Annotated in this window: 15 protein-coding genes and 5 tRNA genes; 18 read left to right on the forward strand and 2 right to left on the reverse strand. The window is 43.6% G+C overall.

Annotated features, from left to right (window positions below):
• The first annotated feature begins 73 nt into the window (after positions 1–73).
• The 4 genes from surE (at position 74) to rpoS (ending at position 3,472) form a co-directional block, all read left to right on the forward strand.
• Positions 74–817: a 5'/3'-nucleotidase SurE gene (surE, locus tag OW495_RS18575; RefSeq protein ID WP_289887715.1), complete on the forward strand. Its 744-nt coding sequence runs from the start codon at positions 74–76 to the stop codon at positions 815–817.
• Positions 818–1,444, forward strand: coding sequence for a protein-L-isoaspartate(D-aspartate) O-methyltransferase (locus OW495_RS18580; protein WP_289887716.1), 627 nt, complete (start codon positions 818–820; stop codon positions 1,442–1,444).
• Between the two features lie 35 nt (positions 1,445–1,479).
• A complete protein-coding gene (nlpD, locus tag OW495_RS18585; protein WP_029223237.1) occupies positions 1,480–2,394 on the forward strand; it encodes a murein hydrolase activator NlpD in 915 nt (304 codons plus the stop codon).
• Between the two features lie 97 nt (positions 2,395–2,491).
• The gene (gene rpoS, locus OW495_RS18590) at positions 2,492–3,472 is read left to right on the forward strand and encodes an RNA polymerase sigma factor RpoS (RefSeq protein WP_029223238.1); all 981 of its coding nucleotides are present in this window, start codon (positions 2,492–2,494) and stop codon (positions 3,470–3,472) included.
• 144 nt (positions 3,473–3,616) lie between these two features.
• On the opposite strand, the gene mutS is transcribed toward rpoS, so the two are convergent.
• Positions 3,617–6,178, reverse strand: coding sequence for a DNA mismatch repair protein MutS (gene mutS, locus OW495_RS18595; protein ID WP_289887718.1), 2,562 nt, complete (start codon positions 6,176–6,178; stop codon positions 3,617–3,619).
• Between the two features lie 123 nt (positions 6,179–6,301).
• Here mutS and pncC point away from each other — a divergent pair, with 123 nt between their 5' ends.
• Together pncC and recA are read left to right on the forward strand one after the other, a co-directional pair.
• Entirely contained in the window at positions 6,302–6,796 is a 495-nt protein-coding gene (gene pncC, locus OW495_RS18600; RefSeq protein WP_102312490.1) for a nicotinamide-nucleotide amidase, read from the forward strand.
• Between the two features lie 139 nt (positions 6,797–6,935).
• Complete coding sequence (gene recA / locus OW495_RS18605; RefSeq protein WP_029223240.1) at positions 6,936–7,976, forward strand: recombinase RecA; 1,041 nt, start codon at positions 6,936–6,938, stop codon at positions 7,974–7,976.
• 134 nt (positions 7,977–8,110) lie between these two features.
• Here recA and OW495_RS18610 read toward each other — a convergent pair whose 3' ends face one another.
• Positions 8,111–9,022: a winged helix-turn-helix domain-containing protein gene (locus OW495_RS18610; protein ID WP_289887722.1), complete on the reverse strand. Its 912-nt coding sequence runs from the start codon at positions 9,020–9,022 to the stop codon at positions 8,111–8,113.
• A 230-nt stretch (positions 9,023–9,252) separates the two neighbouring features.
• Between OW495_RS18610 and OW495_RS18615 the strand changes: the two genes are divergently transcribed.
• The 12 genes from OW495_RS18615 (at position 9,253) to OW495_RS18670 (ending at position 17,169) form a co-directional block, all read left to right on the forward strand.
• Positions 9,253–9,531 carry a hypothetical protein gene (locus tag OW495_RS18615; RefSeq protein ID WP_017108701.1) on the forward strand — a complete coding sequence of 93 codons (279 nt, stop codon included), beginning with the start codon at positions 9,253–9,255 and terminating at the stop codon, positions 9,529–9,531.
• A gap of 164 nt (positions 9,532–9,695) precedes the next feature.
• Complete coding sequence (gene tpx, locus OW495_RS18620) at positions 9,696–10,202, forward strand: thiol peroxidase (RefSeq protein ID WP_017108702.1); 507 nt, start codon at positions 9,696–9,698, stop codon at positions 10,200–10,202.
• Positions 10,203–10,399: 197 nt separating this feature from the next.
• On the forward strand, positions 10,400–10,888 hold the full coding sequence (locus OW495_RS18625) for a hypothetical protein (RefSeq protein WP_289887725.1): 489 nt from the start codon (positions 10,400–10,402) through the stop codon (positions 10,886–10,888).
• A gap of 231 nt (positions 10,889–11,119) precedes the next feature.
• Positions 11,120–13,702, forward strand: a complete 2,583-nt coding sequence (alaS, locus tag OW495_RS18630) for an alanine--tRNA ligase (protein ID WP_289887726.1) — start codon at positions 11,120–11,122, stop codon at positions 13,700–13,702.
• A gap of 220 nt (positions 13,703–13,922) precedes the next feature.
• The gene (locus OW495_RS18635) at positions 13,923–15,104 is read left to right on the forward strand and encodes an aspartate kinase (protein ID WP_289887742.1); all 1,182 of its coding nucleotides are present in this window, start codon (positions 13,923–13,925) and stop codon (positions 15,102–15,104) included.
• Positions 15,105–15,196: 92 nt separating this feature from the next.
• Positions 15,197–15,394: a carbon storage regulator CsrA gene (csrA, locus tag OW495_RS18640; RefSeq protein WP_004415691.1), complete on the forward strand. Its 198-nt coding sequence runs from the start codon at positions 15,197–15,199 to the stop codon at positions 15,392–15,394.
• A 475-nt stretch (positions 15,395–15,869) separates the two neighbouring features.
• Positions 15,870–15,962 (forward strand) — tRNA-Ser (locus tag OW495_RS18645).
• Between the two features lie 46 nt (positions 15,963–16,008).
• Positions 16,009–16,085, forward strand: a tRNA-Arg gene (locus OW495_RS18650).
• Between the two features lie 48 nt (positions 16,086–16,133).
• Positions 16,134–16,226, forward strand: a tRNA-Ser gene (locus tag OW495_RS18655).
• Between the two features lie 85 nt (positions 16,227–16,311).
• Positions 16,312–16,388: transfer RNA gene (locus tag OW495_RS18660), tRNA-Arg, on the forward strand.
• Between the two features lie 71 nt (positions 16,389–16,459).
• Positions 16,460–16,536 (forward strand) — tRNA-Arg (locus OW495_RS18665).
• Between the two features lie 375 nt (positions 16,537–16,911).
• Complete coding sequence (locus tag OW495_RS18670) at positions 16,912–17,169, forward strand: oxaloacetate decarboxylase subunit gamma (RefSeq protein ID WP_010435831.1); 258 nt, start codon at positions 16,912–16,914, stop codon at positions 17,167–17,169.
• Positions 17,170–17,199: the final 30 nt, after the last annotated feature.

Here is a 17,199-nt window from a genome sequence, read left to right on the forward strand (position 1 = left end):
TTCTGCTTGGAGCGAAGTCACTTGATATCGGAAATTAAGTGACTTGGCATTGGAACAAAAGAAAGGATACAAGATGAAGATTTTACTCAGCAACGATGATGGTGTGCATGCTCAAGGTATTCATGAGCTGGCCAATGAATTACGTGATCTTGCTGAAATTATCATTGTGGCACCTGACCGTAATCGCTCGGGTGCTTCAAATTCATTAACTTTAGAACAGCCTTTACGTGTTCAAGAAATTACCGAAGATACATATTCGGTACAAGGAACACCGACCGACTGTGTACACTTTGCGTTAAATGAACTGCTAAAAAATGATATGCCCGATCTGGTATTAACGGGTATTAATCACGGTGCTAACCTAGGTGATGATGTGCTTTATTCAGGCACTGTGGCAGCAGCCATGGAAGGGCACTTTTTAGGCGTTCAATCGGTGGCGTTTTCTCTGGTGGGTAAAAAACATTTTAAGACAGCGGCGGCCATTGCTCGTCGTATCGTCGAACAACATTTAGCAAACCCAATCCCAACCAATCGCCTGTTAAACGTCAATATCCCTGATTTAGCTTTAGATCAGTTGTCTGGCACTCAGGTGACTCGCCTAGGTGCTCGTCATCATGCTGAAGATATGATTAAGCAAAAAGATCCACGTGGTCATGATATTTATTGGCTTGGTCCTCCAGGTAAAGAACAAGATGCCGGTGAAGGTACCGACTTTTACGCTATTGAGCATGGCTTTGTGTCGGTAACACCGTTACAAGTTGACCTGACAGCGCATGAGTCGCTAGGTGCGATGACAGCATGGTTAGGGGAGAAGTAAGTGAGTAATCCCCAAGCAGAGCGCTTAGTTACTTTTCTGATTGAAAATGGTATTCAGGAGCAAAAGGTTCTTGATGCTATTTATCAACTGCCTAGAGAGAGCTTTTTATCACAGGCGATGTATCATCAAGCCTATGATAATAATGCGCTTCCTATCGGACAGGGCCAGACGATTTCTCAGCCGTACATTGTCGCTAAGATGACAGAGTTGCTAGAATTACAGCAAAATAGCCGTGTTTTAGAAATCGGCACGGGTTCTGGCTATCAAACAGCGGTCTTGGCTCAACTGGTCGATCATGTTTATTCGGTTGAAAGAATTAAATCATTGCAATGGGATGCTAAACGTCGTCTCAAACAGCTCGATTTCTACAACATATCAACCAAGCATGGTGATGGTTGGCAAGGCTGGGCAGCAAAGGCGCCTTTTGATGCCATTATTGTAACAGCAGCAGCGGAGTCGATCCCTCAAGCACTCCTGCAGCAGTTAAAAGATGGTGGTCGCTTGTTGATTCCTGTTGGTGATGATGAGCAACAGTTGCTGAAAATTGTTCGTCATGGTGATGAGTTCTTATCCAGCGTGATTGAAATGGTAAGGTTTGTACCTCTTGTTCCTGGTGAGCTAGCTTAATAACAAGACTAATGGTGTAGGTGGATAGAGAGTCGATGCGTTCGAAGGTTTTTAAAGGAAGTACTTTGTTACTTAGCTGTGCACTTGTTGGGTGTGCGGCTAACTCGCCTGCGCCAGTTTCTAGCCTAAACAAAAATTACTCATCGATCGATCGTGGTAGTTATCGTGGCAGTTACTATGAAGTCAAAAAAGGCGATACCCTTTATTTCATTGCTTATGTCACCAATAAAGACGTTAAAGACCTTGTGAGTTATAACAACCTCGCAGCACCTTACACTATTCATCCCGGACAGAAGCTTAAGTTATGGCGTCCTAGCTATAGCGCGCCAGCGTATGGTAAATCAACAGTCGTTGCAGCAGCTGTGGTTGCTCCTGCAGCCGCGGCCACGACTGCGTCTGCGAGCAGTAAGCCTAAAAGCACGCCAGTAAAGAGTAAAAACTCTAATTCTAAGCCGGCGCAAACTTCCGCCAAACCGGTGAAAAAAGATCCACCAAAGAAGGTTGAACAATCCAAATCAAAGGAGTATGTTGGGTCTAAAGGTAAACAGAATGTTACACCGTCCACCAAACCAACAAGTGATAAAGTATCCAAATGGTTATGGCCAACTAAAGGGAGAGTAATCAAGAATTTCTCTGTAGGCGAACAAGGAAATAAAGGCATAGACATAGCAGGACAGCGAGGTCAGCCAATAGTATCTACTGCAGGGGGAACGGTTGTTTATTCGGGTAATGCACTACGAGGCTACGGCAATCTAGTGATTGTGAAGCACAATGATAATTACTTAAGTGCATACGCGCATAACGACCGACTATTAGTATCTGAAGGGCAAAGTGTGAAACCAGGGCAGAAGATTGCAACAATGGGAAGCTCTGGAGCCAGCAGTGTTAGGCTGCACTTTGAGATTCGTTACCAAGGTAAATCCGTTAATCCAAAACGATATTTACCTTAAATACAGTATGCAAAATTACGTATTGTATGGAGTGACACAGTCATTTAGCGACATATGAAGTTGTAATGTCATGCTAATTTCGCCAGGGGGAGGCGTTATGAGTATAAGCAATGCAGTAACCAAAGAAGAGTTCGATCTTAACCAAGCAACCACGGAACCGGAAGCTCTTGGAAAAGCAAAACGAACAGTCAAAAAGAAAGCCGAAACGAAAGAAGAGACTGAAGTTACATCTAAGAGTTTAGATGCTACTCAACTCTACTTAGGCGAAATCGGTTTCTCACCACTATTAACCGCTGAAGAAGAAGTGCTTTATGCACGTCGAGCTCTACGCGGTGATGAAGCAGCACGTAAACGCATGATCGAAAGTAACCTGCGTTTGGTGGTAAAAATTTCTCGTCGTTATAGCAACCGTGGTCTTGCACTTCTCGATCTTATTGAAGAAGGCAACCTAGGTTTGATTCGCGCCGTAGAGAAGTTTGATCCAGAGCGTGGCTTCCGCTTCTCAACTTACGCGACATGGTGGATTCGTCAAACCATTGAACGTGCGCTAATGAATCAGACTCGCACCATCCGTTTGCCAATTCATGTTGTGAAAGAGCTGAACATCTACCTGCGTACGGCACGAGAGTTATCACAAAAACTTGACCACGAACCAACGGCAGAAGAAATTGCTTCTAAGCTAGATAAGCCAGTCGGTGATGTGAGTAAGATGCTTCGTCTGAACGAAAGAGTGAGCTCCGTTGATACGCCTATCGGTGGTGATGGTGAGAAAGCGCTACTGGATATTATTCCGGACATCAATAACTCAGATCCTGAGGTTTCAACTCAAGATAGCGATATTAAAAACTCGTTGATTTTCTGGCTTGATGAGCTGAATCCTAAGCAGAAAGAGGTGCTTGCGCGTCGCTTTGGATTACTTGGCTATGAACCATCAACACTAGAAGAGGTAGGCCGTGAAATCAGCCTGACTCGTGAACGTGTTCGCCAAATCCAAGTTGAAGGTCTTCGTCGTTTACGTGAGATTCTAATCAAGCAAGGCTTGAATATGGAAAATCTGTTCAACGTAGAAAATGACTAAATGAACTGATGATGTTTCTTTGAATAAAAGACAAATAAAAACGCTGACTTTAAGTCAGCGTTTTTTTGTTTGTGGCTTTTGTATTTGATGCTGCCGGCTCAAGCGCCAGTACAAAACGACAATAACAACCTACTTGGAAAGAGACTAAAGCAACTTCTTCAAGCGGTAGAGTTCTTCTAATGCTTGGCGAGGTGTCAGATCATCTGGATCAACATTCGCCAGTGCTTGTTCTACTTCACTTGGTTCAGGTATCAGGCTCAGCTGGTTCGCGATATCAACGCCACTTGGCTTTGATGTCGGAGAGTCGATACTCAATGCTTCTAGCTGAGTCAGCTTCGCACGTGCGTTTTTGATCACCGCTTTAGGTACACCTGCCAATCCAGCAACTGCAAGGCCGTAAGATTTACTTGCTGCACCTTCTTGAACCGCGTGCATAAAGGCAATACTGTCGCCATGTTCAACCGCATCTAAATGTACGTTCGCTAAGGTTGGAATTTGGTTCGGTAGCTCAGTTAACTCAAAGTAGTGCGTTGCAAATAGTGTCATCGCATTTATTTGATTGGCTAGCCATTCCGCACTTGCCCAAGCCAAAGACAGGCCATCGTAAGTACTGGTACCACGACCGATTTCATCCATTAACACAAGGCTATTTGGTGTTGCGTTGTGCAGAATATTCGCGGTTTCTGTCATCTCAACCATGAAGGTTGAACGACCCGAAGCCAAATCATCGGATGCGCCAATACGCGTAAAGATACGGTCGATAGAACCAATCGTCGCGCTTTCTGCTGGCACATAGCAACCGATATGAGCCATTAGCGCAATGAGTGCGGTCTGACGCATGTAGGTCGACTTACCACCCATGTTTGGACCCGTGATGATCAGCATCTTACGTTGATCATTGAGGTCGATAGGGTTCGCAATAAACGGTTCGTCCATCACTTGTTCAACTACTGGGTGACGGCCCGCCTGAATTTGTACACCAGCAGACTCTGTCATGGTTGGACGACAGTAATCAAGGGTGTCTGCACGTTCAGCTAAGTTTTGTAGAACATCCAGTTGAGACACTGAAGAAGCAATGTTTTGTAGTCGCTCTAGATAAGGCAGTAACAAATCAAACAGCTCTTCCCATAACTTCTTCTCGATAGCTAGGGCTTTCGATTTAGAGCTGAGAACTCTGTCCTCGTGCTCTTTCAGCTCTGGAATAATGTAGCGTTCTGCATTTTTCAGTGTTTGACGGCGAACATAGTGTGGTGGCACAAGATGGCTTTGTCCGCGGCTAACTTGAATGAAGAAACCGTGTACGTTGTTGTAGCCAACTTTAAGCGTGTCGATACCGTGACGTTCACGCTCTTCTTGCTCAAGCTTATCCAGAAACTCGGTTGCACCCGCAGCAAGGTCGCGCCATTCATCAAGTTCTGCGTTGTAGCCTTCAGCTATCACGCCACCATCGCGGATCACCACCGGTGGGTTCTCTTTTATCGCACGCTCAAGCAGTTCTGATACTTCATCCACAGGGGATGCATACTGAGCAAGCTGAGTCAGGTATGGGTGCTTAAGTTGCGTCAGCGTTTCAGCAAGCTCTGGTAAGTATTCCATTGCTTGGCGAAGTCGTGCCATATCACGTGGACGAGCAGAACGAAGTGCCAATCGAGCAAGAATACGCTCGATATCACCAATCTGTTTGAGCGTTGGTTGTAACTCAGTAAACAGAGCCAGCTCTTTCATCTCACCAATCGCATCTAGGCGTTGATCAAGAGCTGAAATATTACGCATGGGTTGATGTAACCAACGCTTAAGCATGCGGCTGCCCATTGCAGTCGCAGTATGATCGAGTACTTCGGCTAAGGTGTTGTCTGTGCCGCCACTAAGATTTTGGGTGATCTCCAAATTACGGCGAGTAGCCGCATCAAGGATCACTGAGTGATCTTGTTTATCCATTGTGAGTGAACGGATATGAGGAAGAGCGGTACGTTGAGTGTCTTTTACGTATTGAATCAGACAACCCGCAGCACATAAACCAAGCTTGGCTGTTTCAACGCCAAAGCCAACTAGGTCACGAGTACCAAATTGTTGATTGAGTTGCTGCTTCGCTGTATCTAATTCAAATTCCCATACTGGGCGACGGCGATTACCATTACGACTTGCCATCAAATTTACGGGTTCGAAATCTTCAGGGAATAGTAGTTCACGTGGTGATGTTCTTTGTAGCTCTGCCGCCATTGCTTCTTCGGTTTCCGGCTCACATAGCTGGAATCGGCCAGAAGTAATATCAAGCGTCGCGTAGCCAAATTTACCATTGTGGTGATAAATAGAGGCAATCAGGTTATCAACACGCTCAGAAAGCAATGCTTCATCCGTTACAGTTCCCGGTGTCACAATTCTTACGACAGCGCGATCAACCGGTCCCTTTGAAGTTGCTGGATTACCAATCTGTTCACAAATCGCTACGGACTCGCCCAACTGCACTAACTTCGCAAGGTAACCTTCAACGGCGTGGTATGGAACGCCAGCCATAGGAATAGGCTCACCGTTTGAAGAGCCACGCTTGGTTAGCGAAATATCGAGGAGTTGAGAGGCTTTTTTAGCATCATCGTAGAAAAGCTCGTAGAAATCTCCCATGCGGTAGAACAGCAAAATTTCTGGATTTTCTGCTTTTAGTTTTAGGTACTGCTGCATCATAGGAGTATGTTTTTGATCGGCTTTCACAGTTAACTTCTTTCGTTTATTTCTATTGCGGCTTAGGATACGTGAAAGCGTTTCGTGCGAAAAGCGACACATGCGAAAAGATGCAAATCCAAATGATATACATCTAGATAAGGGAAGCCAAAGATGCAGACGACTCAAGCTCTTAGTGAAAAACTCGGACACTTACTTGCGAAACATAAACATGTATTAGTGACGGCTGAATCTTGCACTGGCGGTGGCGTTGCTAGCGCGGTCACCGATATTGCGGGTAGCTCGGCTTGGTTTGACCGTGCTTTCGTGACCTACAGTAATGAAGCAAAACAAGAGATGATTGGTGTTCAGCTTGAAACCTTAGTTGAATTTGGTGCCGTGAGTGAGCCGGTGGTTATAGAAATGGCTCAAGGGGCGCTGCAACATTCAAACGGCACGATTTCTGTATCGATCAGCGGCATTGCTGGCCCAGGTGGTGGCACGGAAGATAAACCGGTAGGAACCGTGTGTTTTGCTTGGAAGGCTACAAATGGATGGAACAAAGTAGGAACGCATGTATTTACAGGCGATAGATCACAAGTACGTCAACAAGCCACGCACCATGCCCTGCAAGTTATTTATGATTACCTATCAATGGAAGACAAGTAACATTTGTACAAATTATTTTCATACAGGTATAGACACTGTATGAATCAACAGTATAATAAAAGCCAATTAGTCACCCCTTTGTGGGTTAGAAATAGATTCTAAGTCGCTTGTTGAGACAACCGATTATGTGGAGATAGAAATGGACGAGAATAAACAAAAAGCGTTAGCCGCAGCCCTTGGTCAGATTGAAAAGCAATTTGGTAAAGGTTCGATCATGCGTCTTGGTGATAACCGTACAATGGACGTAGAAACTATTTCTACAGGCTCTCTATCTCTAGATATCGCACTAGGTGCTGGTGGCTTACCGATGGGACGTATCGTTGAAGTTTACGGTCCAGAATCATCAGGTAAAACAACGCTAACGCTTGAGCTTATTGCTGCAGCGCAAAAAGTGGGCAAAACGTGTGCATTCGTTGATGCGGAACACGCACTTGACCCTATCTACGCTCAAAAGCTGGGTGTTGATATCGACGCTTTGCTTGTGTCTCAACCAGATACAGGTGAACAAGCTCTAGAAATTTGTGATGCACTGGCTCGTTCAGGTGCTATCGATGTTCTTGTTATTGACTCGGTTGCTGCACTAACACCTAAAGCTGAGATCGAAGGCGAAATGGGCGATAGCCACATGGGTCTTCAAGCACGTATGCTTTCTCAAGCAATGCGTAAGCTAACAGGTAACCTTAAGCAGTCTAACTGTATGGCTATCTTCATTAACCAAATTCGTATGAAAATTGGTGTAATGTTCGGTAACCCAGAAACAACAACAGGTGGTAATGCACTTAAGTTCTACGCATCTGTTCGTCTTGATATTCGCCGTACTGGTGCAATCAAAGATGGTGATGAAGTTGTTGGTAACGAGACTCGTATCAAGGTTGTTAAGAACAAGATTGCTGCACCATTCAAACAAGCTGAAACTCAAATCCTTTACGGAAAAGGCTTCAACCGCGAAGGTGAGCTTATCGATTTAGGTGTTAAGAATAAGCTAGTAGAGAAAGCGGGCGCTTGGTACAGCTACAAAGGCGATAAGATCGGCCAAGGTAAATCGAACTCTTGTAAGCACCTACGTGAAAACCCAGAGATCGCTCTGGAACTTGACACTAAGCTTCGTGAATTGCTACTGACTCCTGCTGTTCTTGAAGAGAAAGGCGCAGAGAAAGAAGAAGAAAACGAAGAGCTATAAGCTAACGTTTATAGAACGGGTGTTTTAAAGAAACATTCGTTTTGAAAGAGTAGAAAGCCTCGCATATTTTATGTGGGGCTTTTTGTTGGGGCTGATTTAGCCTTGAGTTGTATCGTGCGATTTCACTTCTCTAATCACTTTTGAGGCTTACCCTTACAGTAAAAAGAGTTCAGTAACGGTGTAATGATGGAGTGAGAGATATTGATGTTATCTAGCTTCTGCTTAAATATGTTTTGGCTTTTTCTATTGTTGGTAAAGACAAAGGCATACATCGAAGCAATGTTGTCTCTGTATGCTGAATTACTCACTCGAATGTAGATACTTTTCACATTGCATTGTGCCAGTTCCAATCCATTTATATAGGCCTTCATTTCTGTTGAAGATACCTTCTGTGAATCGTCACTGAGATAAAGCGTCGCACTGCCGAATTGATAGGGTTGGTAGTTCTCTTTATTGAGGAATGGCGCTTGTTCATTGTTGTAGTGGATAAAGTAATAGGCGACCAGAATGATGCCAAACCATAGAGCGCATAAACTTATCGCAAATTGATGAGGGAACCTTGGGTTGACTTGTTCTTCGTTGATTGGCTGTTGTAGGTGATAGGCACTTTTCTCTACTTCTACTTCAACCCCAACTCCTAATGCATCACCTAAAATATCGTTCTCAGGCATTGCTTCTAACACATCTCGGTTTTCAGTTTGAGGGGCACTTGATGCTTGAGGTTGCTTATTTTGGGTGACTGAAAGTGAGTACCCTTTCTTGCTTATTGTTTTGAGCTTTAACTCATCAGTGTTTAAATTTTTGATGACCTTTCTAATGTAACTAATGGTGTTGGTCAGGGACTGGTCGGTTACTAATACACCCTGCCAACACTCTTCAAATAATTCCTCTCGAGATATGCACTGACCTTGGTGCTCTAACAGATATACAAGCACCTTAAACGGCAATGGGCGCATGCTGATCGTGGTATCAGATAGCGTCTGTGTGATCGTCCTCATTTTATTATTGATAACGATTTGGTCAGTGATATTGCTTTTGTGATTCATGGGTTTGTATGACGTTTTCATGTTGGATTTTGCGGGCGGTACTTTAAGCATAGGAGGCCAGTCTGTAACTGTAAAACGTCATTGGTTATATAAAAATTACATTTAGTTATCTGGTTATATTTTTATTTGGCAATGGTTTGTAGCGAAAGCCAAAGGTGGTTGCTAACGTTATGCCGCCTCGAGTTTTGATGATAGCTCGATTACTAATCGTTGTTTTATAGGTAAATAGGATGCCCGAAATTAAACAGAAAAACTCGGAATCAGTGAAGACCCTGCTGGAAGAGTATAAAGAAGTGACCTCCGTTGAGTCTTTTCAATTGGATGTCGTTAAGTCTTTAATAAAGATTTTTACCGACACTGATAAAAGCCTTGAGCAAGGCGATAAGGTGACCTTAGTAAAGGTTGCACAGCAATATATCGATGAAGAGATCGATTTTTCACTTTCTGTTGGTTTTGATGATGCCGTTCCTATCCTAACTTCAATTAGAAAAGTAATTGAGATTGTCTAAGCGTTGGATTTGAAGATTGTCAGACATTTGCGCTGATTCTTGAGGTTCAATCTCTAAGTGAAATATAAATTAAAGATGTTCATGTTTGATTTGAATGTCTTTAGATAAAGGCAACACAGTCAGCTAGATCGGCAATATTATAATTACATTGAAAGGAAGAAATAATGAACACAGTGACATTTTTAGGCGACAAGATTGCACTAGCGGGTGATTTCCCACAAAAGGGCGAAGTACTGACAACACCTTCGATGACTACAGTATCGCTAGCTCCGTTAACCATCTCAGACAAAACGGCTGAGTTTAAACTGATTTACTTGTTCCCAAGTGTTGATACGCCAGTATGCTCAAGCAGTACTAAGGCGATCTCTGAATTATCGGAACTGAAATCAGATTCTGTAGATATCTACACGGTTTCAACAGACCTGCCATTCGCACTTGCTCGTTTCCAAGAGAAAGAAGCAGTGACAGGCGTTGAGCAGCTATCAGTATTTAAGAACCCTGAGCTATTAAAAGCATTTGGTACTCAATTTGAAGAGCATGCTCTGTCTGGTTTGTCAGCTCGCGCAATTATTTTGCTGGATGCAAACAATGTTGTTGTACACAGTGAATTGGTTGCTGAAGTGACTGAAGAGCCAAACTACAGCGCTATCATTGAAGCTTTAAAGGCTTAATGATGATTTGAAACCTTGGTGAATTTTGGGCACCAAGGTTTCATTATTTTACGCATAACGATAACAAGTTGATTTCGTTTTTTAGGATCCAAGCTCAATTCGGTCTACGCTTATAATTCAGTTATTTGTAGAACAATGTCCAACGAGTGAGTTGGATTATTGAACTGGATTGTTGAATTAGATATCGGTGTTCTTCCTTGATAAAAGTAAAGTTAGCCATTTTTGTTACGGTTTCAACGATAGGGGCGATTATTCTCGCCATCGTGTTGCTCACGCCTCCAATTGCTTTACGAGGGAGTCAGTGGGCGTGTAATTTCAAGCAAATGGGATTTGTCACCCCATCGTATGCGCAATACTCCGAATTAAATGAATTTATGCTGTATTCATTTAGCTCTGATGAAGATTTTTTTGTCAGCGATAGAATTCAAACCCTGAATCAACAGGGCGCAGTTGAAACGGCTGAAGTTGTATTTGTGGGGAAATATACGCTGAATGATAACCACCTAGAGATGGTTTTCAATGAAGTGAACTTCAGACATAAACACCCTGATGACATGATTAATCGTAATCAGTCTTTGTATAAAGGGTTTACTATCCAATATGACATTGAGCTGGACGGTGATTTTCTTTACTTGTATTCCTCCAGCAATAGTGAACAGTTCAATCACATTTGTACTAAGCGTTAACTGCAGTTATTTACCCTCCGTGTACCTTAGTCTTTAAGAACAACTCTCTTCCTGTCTCATCCATTTTCTTTGTATGTTCTCTGCCTGAGCTAGTGGAATATTCTTCATTTTATCGAATTCCAACTAAAATCCTGCCCAAGGGTGTCTTTTCTACAAGAAAACTAGTCGAAGCCTTAACCATGATCTACAATACGGCAAAATTCTAACTCGACTATTTTCAGGAAGAGCTGCATGTACATGAGCACTGATGAGGTTCGCAACGCGTTCCTTAAGTTCTTTGAGAGCAAAGAACACCAAATCGTAGACAGTTCATCGTTAGTTCCACATAACGATCCAACCCTGCTATTTACTAACGCAGGTATGAACCAATTCAAAGATTGCTTCTTAGGCGCCGAAAAACGTGCCTACACTCGAGCAACTACGGCTCAGCGTTGTGTACGTGCGGGTGGTAAACACAATGACCTTGAAAACGTAGGTTTCACGGCTCGCCACCACACATTCTTCGAAATGCTAGGTAACTTCAGCTTTGGCGATTACTTCAAAGAAGAAGCGATTGGGTTTGCTTGGGAATTCCTGACTGAAACACTAGGTTTGCCAAAAGAGCGCCTGTTAGTAACGGTTTACGAGACAGATGACGAAGCATTCGAAATCTGGAACAAGAAAGTGGGCATCCCAGCTGACAAGATTGTTCGCATCGGCGACAAAGAAGGCGGCAAGAAGTTTGAATCTGATAACTTCTGGACAATGGGTGACACAGGTCCTTGTGGTCCATGTACTGAAATCTTCTACGATCACGGTGAGCACATCTGGGGCGGCCGTCCTGGTACACCTGAAGAAGATGGTGACCGTTTCATCGAGATTTGGAACAACGTATTCATGCAGTTCAACCGTCACGCTGACGGCACTATGGAACCGCTACCTAAGCCAGCTGTAGATACTGGTATGGGTATTGAGCGTATCTCTGCAATCATGCAGGGCGTTCACTCTAACTACGAAATTGATGTATTCCAAAAGCTAATCAAAGCGACAGCAGAAGTGGTGGGCCACGACGACCTATCTAACCAATCTCTGCGCGTTATTGCTGACCACATCCGTTCTTGTTCATTCCTAATCGCTGATGGCGTAATGCCTTCAAACGAAGGTCGTGGCTACGTTCTACGTCGTATTATTCGTCGTGCAGTTCGTCACGGTAACAAGATTGGTGCACAAGGCGTGTTCTTCCACAAACTTGTGGGTGTACTGGCTGAAGTGATGGGTTCTGCGGCTGAAGAGCTTAAGAAACAGCAAGAGCTTGTTGAAAAAGTACTTCGCATCGAAGAAGAGAACTTTGGTCGCACGCTAGAGCGTGGCATGGTTATCCTTAACGACGCATTAGACGCACTTGAAGGCAAAGAGCTTGACGGTGAAACAGTCTTCAAACTTTACGATACATACGGCTTCCCAGCTGACCTTACTAACGATGTAGCTCGTGAACGCGACTTTACTATCGATGAAGAAGGCTTTGAGAAGGCGATGGAAGCACAGCGTAAGCGTGCACGTGAAGCGGGTCAGTTCGGTACTGATTACAACGCAACGATCAAAGTAGACACGAACACTGAGTTCTGTGGTTACACAGGTACTGAAGGTGCGGGTGAAATTTCTGCGTTATTCGTTGACGGCGAAGAAGTATCTTCACTATCGGCTGGCGACAAAGCAATCATCATCCTTGAAGAGACACCATTCTACGCTGAATCAGGCGGTCAATGTGGTGACGCGGGTACGCTAAGCACTGCGTCGGGTCTATTCAAAGTACAAGACACTCAGAAGCTAGGTAATGCATTTGCACACCACGGCGAGCTCGTTGAAGGCGTATTTGCTCAAGGCGATAAAGTAGAAGCACGCGTTGATGCTGAGCGTCGTGCTGCTATCTCACTGAATCACTCTGCAACTCACTTACTTCACTCTGCATTGCGCGAAGTGCTAGGTGAGCACGTTGCTCAGAAAGGTTCTTTAGTTAAGCCAGACAACCTACGTTTTGACTTCTCTAACCTTGAAGCGGTAACACCAGCACAGATTAAAGAAGTAGAGCGTCTAGTTAACGCACAAGTTCGTAAGAATCATGTGATTGAAACGAACATCATGGACATCGAGTCAGCGAAAGAAAAAGGTGCGATGGCACTGTTTGGCGAGAAGTACGATGATGAAGTTCGCGTTCTGTCTATGGGCGATTTCTCTACTGAGCTTTGTGGTGGTATCCATGCGAGCAACACGGGTGATATCGGTCTATTCAAGATTACTTCTGAAGGTGGTATCGCTGCGGGTATTCGTCGTATTGAAGCGGTAACGGGTGAAGCTGCTCTAGATGCAGTTGATGCTCAGAATAACGCTTACGAAGAGAAATTGGCTGAATCGGCTAAGAAAGCGAAATCGCTAGAGAAAGAAATCCAACTACTTAAAGAAAAGATGGCTGCAGCTGAAGGCGCAAACATCATGGGTAAAGTGGAAGACATCTCTGGTACTAAAGTTCTGGTTGCTGCGATTGAAGGCGCAGACAACAAGAACCTACGTACTATGGTTGATAATGCTAAAAACCAAGTGGGTAGCGGCATCATCCTGATTGCGAACGTAGCAGACGGTAAAGTTGGCTTAATTGCTGGCGTAACTAAAGACCTTATCGGCAAAGTAAAAGCCGGTGACCTCGTTAAGATGGTTGCTGAGCAAGTTGGCGGTAAAGGCGGCGGTCGTCCAGATATGGCTCAAGCGGGTGGTACAGACGTTGAAGCACTACCTGAAGCGCTTAAATCAGTACGTATTTGGCTAGAAGAGCGTCTTTAAGCTTAAGTAATTGATACAAAGATGCCCAATCAACTGATTGGGCATCTTTTATTTTGCCTAATGGAAGAACGTCTGAAAAAGGTTTGATTGAGATTAACCAAGAAGGCTAATGGTAACGTTAGACTCCTTGGTTAATTTTTTATTGCTTCGCCATGACGCGGAGTATGTGTTTTTTTGTCATATATAGACATTGGTCTTGGGAAGGTGAGGAAGGGTGAAAATGCCTCTTATCGTGCAGAAATTTGGTGGAACGTCGGTGGGTTCAATTGAACGAATCCACCATGTAGCAGAAAAAATCATTGAAGCGAAAAATGAAGGGAACCAGATCCTGGTTGTCGTTTCTGCTATGTCAGGTGAAACAAATCGGTTAGTTAACTTAGCTTCACAAGTTGATAGCGTACCAAACGCTAGAGAGTTGGATGTGCTGTTAACGGCCGGAGAACAAGTTTCCATGGCTTTGTTAGCGATGACGTTGCACAAGTTGGGTTATGAAGCGACATCGATGACCGGCTATCAAGCCAAGATACACACCGATTCTAATCATAATAATGCGACGATTGAGCGTATTGATACCGCTCCTATTAAAGCGCTGTTAGATGATGATCAGATTGTCATTGTTGCAGGTTTTCAAGGCGTTAACACGAAAGGTGATATCACAACCTTAGGGCGAGGTGGTTCAGATACCACGGCCGTTGCATTAGCGGGCGCGCTGCAAGCGAAAGAGTGTCAGATTTATACCGATGTTGATGGCGTATATTCCTGCGACCCTAGAGTCGTTAAGCAATCTAAGAAATTAGATACCTTAGACTTTCCTTCTATGGAAGAAATGGCTCGCAGAGGCGCTAAGGTTTTGCACCTTCCATGTGTTCAGCATGCGTGGCGACACAATGTACCATTGAGAGTGCTTTCGAGCTTTGAAGAAGGCGAGGGAACTCTTATCGCGGGTAATGACTGTTTGAATGATATTGCTGGGATAGCCATTGAAAGAGATATGGTTCGCATCGAGTGTTTGAATCAAGATTTACCGTCTCTCATGTCGCATTGTCAGTTGTTAGGGATCGAAGTCTGTAGTGTGATCGAGGAAACAGAACGGGCAGCGCTCATTATCAAACCGGACATAAGTGCTAAATTAAAACTAGTTTTTGCTGAAAAAATCCGTAATAGTGAATATGTTAGTTTGTTAACTGTGGTAGGAAGCCGAACACAAGAAATTGTGGTCAGTTCACATGGATTGTTGTCTGAAGGCGAAATTGATGTACAACATCACTTATTGCAGCAGCAGTCTTTAACTTTGGTGATATCACCAACGCAAGTCGATATGGCTGCTAACATATTACACAATGCATACATCGTAGCGCGTGAAACACAGGGTTATCTTAAAAAAGAAGTGCATTTTGGTTAAATAAACTCAATCGATAGTTTACGAAAATATAACTTTTGTTGGATAATGCTCTCGTAGCTAGATAAATTTAGAGATTACTCAAGGAGCAAAGAATGCTAATTTTGACTCGCCGTGTTGGCGAAACACTGATGATTGGTGATGAAGTAACAGTTACTGTACTAGGCGTTAAAGGTAACCAAGTACGTATTGGTGTTAACGCACCTAAAGAAGTATCTGTTCACCGTGAAGAGATCTACATGCGCATTCAAGCTGAAAAAGGTAATGGTAACGTTGCATCTGGCAACTACTAATACTTTTGCGTAGAAGAGGGGCTAGCATTGTTGCTAGCCTTTTTTGATCTTGGGAGAGAAAAATCACAAGTTAGTGATTGGTTAGTTCAATAACTGGCTTAGTTCTAGATGCTAGGCTGAATGCTTGATATCGAAAAGTTACGCGCCTGAGTTAACTCTTATTGAGGCATCGTGATATTTGTTTGCCATAGTTCAAGTTTTAATGACTTACCCTATGGTGAAATAGAGCATCCCGTAGTATGGTGCAAACAGCAGTGACACTTACTGCGAGATAAGTTAGATAATTGTTTTCCGCTGTTAATTATTGCCAATCTTTCACCTTAATTTTTAAGGGAAAAAGCGCTAATTGGATGTTATAAGTTCAATTTGCAAGCGCTTTGATTAAATTGCAAACGGTTGAATGTTTTTGTCCGGTTTTTTTCAATAAAGTGTTTGACATATTTTCGGTAAAACGTAATATGTGCCTCCGCAAGACGGTGAGGTGGCCGAGAGGCCGAAGGCGCTCCCCTGCTAAGGGAGTATGTGGTTTGTAGCCGCATCGAGGGTTCGAATCCCTCCCTCACCGCCATTTCTTGCACGTTTGAATTTGCAAGCAAACACAGAAGTAACAATGTGCGCCCTTAGCTCAGCTGGATAGAGTACCTGGCTACGAACCAGGCGGTCGGAGGTTCGAATCCTCCAGGGCGCACCATTCTTTAGATTACTTTGTTAAGAAGTAATGGATAAGAATAATGAATTAGGTGAGGTGGCCGAGTGGCCGAAGGCGCTCCCCTGCTAAGGGAGTATGTGGTTTGTAGCCGCATCGAGGGTTCGAATCCCTCCCTCACCGCCATTCATTACAGGCCTATGGCCTTTTTTTTGTTTCGTAGAAACAAGAATGTGATATATTTCACAACTTCTTCACTTGAAGATACCGTGCGCCCTTAGCTCAGCTGGATAGAGTACCTGGCTACGAACCAGGCGGTCGGAGGTTCGAATCCTCCAGGGCGCACCACTATTTAGGGTTTTTATTAATCCTGATATTGAATGTTTAGTTTTAACTTTATGCTCAATATCGAAACCGTTGCGCCCTTAGCTCAGCTGGATAGAGTACCTGGCTACGAACCAGGCGGTCGGAGGTTCGAATCCTCCAGGGCGCACCACATTATTAGAGAAAGCCTCGTTTTTACGAGGCTTTTTTTATGTCTGCTATAAATTTGTTGCAACAATGTTAAATTTAAGGTGTTTTTAACTTGTTGTATTTAAAGTAATTCTTGGTTGCTTCTTTGTTATTCCACCTTTCTCATATCATTTCCCAGAAAAGCCCCGTTTAAGTCACAGTTTAAATATCTAAAAATGACTCATTTGACAGATTTATGTGATCTGATAGGCGAATAATTAACCTTATGTGTGCGTTATCCGTAACAGAACCTTAAACAAAATTGACAAACTTTTACCAATCGAGATAATCCATGGGTCGGGATCACTATTCGCTGAAATCCTGCACCTATGTCAGGATGACGAAGAAAGGAAGCAACATGACTAATATTGGAAGCCTGCTAGGAGATGCAGCAACTCTAATGATAACGGGAATGTCCGTTGTCTTTATTTTCCTAACTATTCTAGTTTACCTCGTTCGGTTGATGTCAAAACTGGTACCAGAAGAAGTACCTGAACCGATCGCAGCACCTAAAAAAATTAAAAAATCACAATCAAACCCTTCTGCTGTTAGTCCACAGGTAGTGGCAGCAATTTCGGCCGCGGTTCACCAATACCGTGCGTCTACTGCTAAGTAGCATTTAAAGGATTAAAAAGGAGTTTATGAG

The organism is Vibrio sp. 14N.309.X.WAT.E.F5 (genome assembly GCF_030397615.1).
Lineage (GTDB): Bacteria > Pseudomonadota > Gammaproteobacteria > Enterobacterales > Vibrionaceae > Vibrio > Vibrio lentus.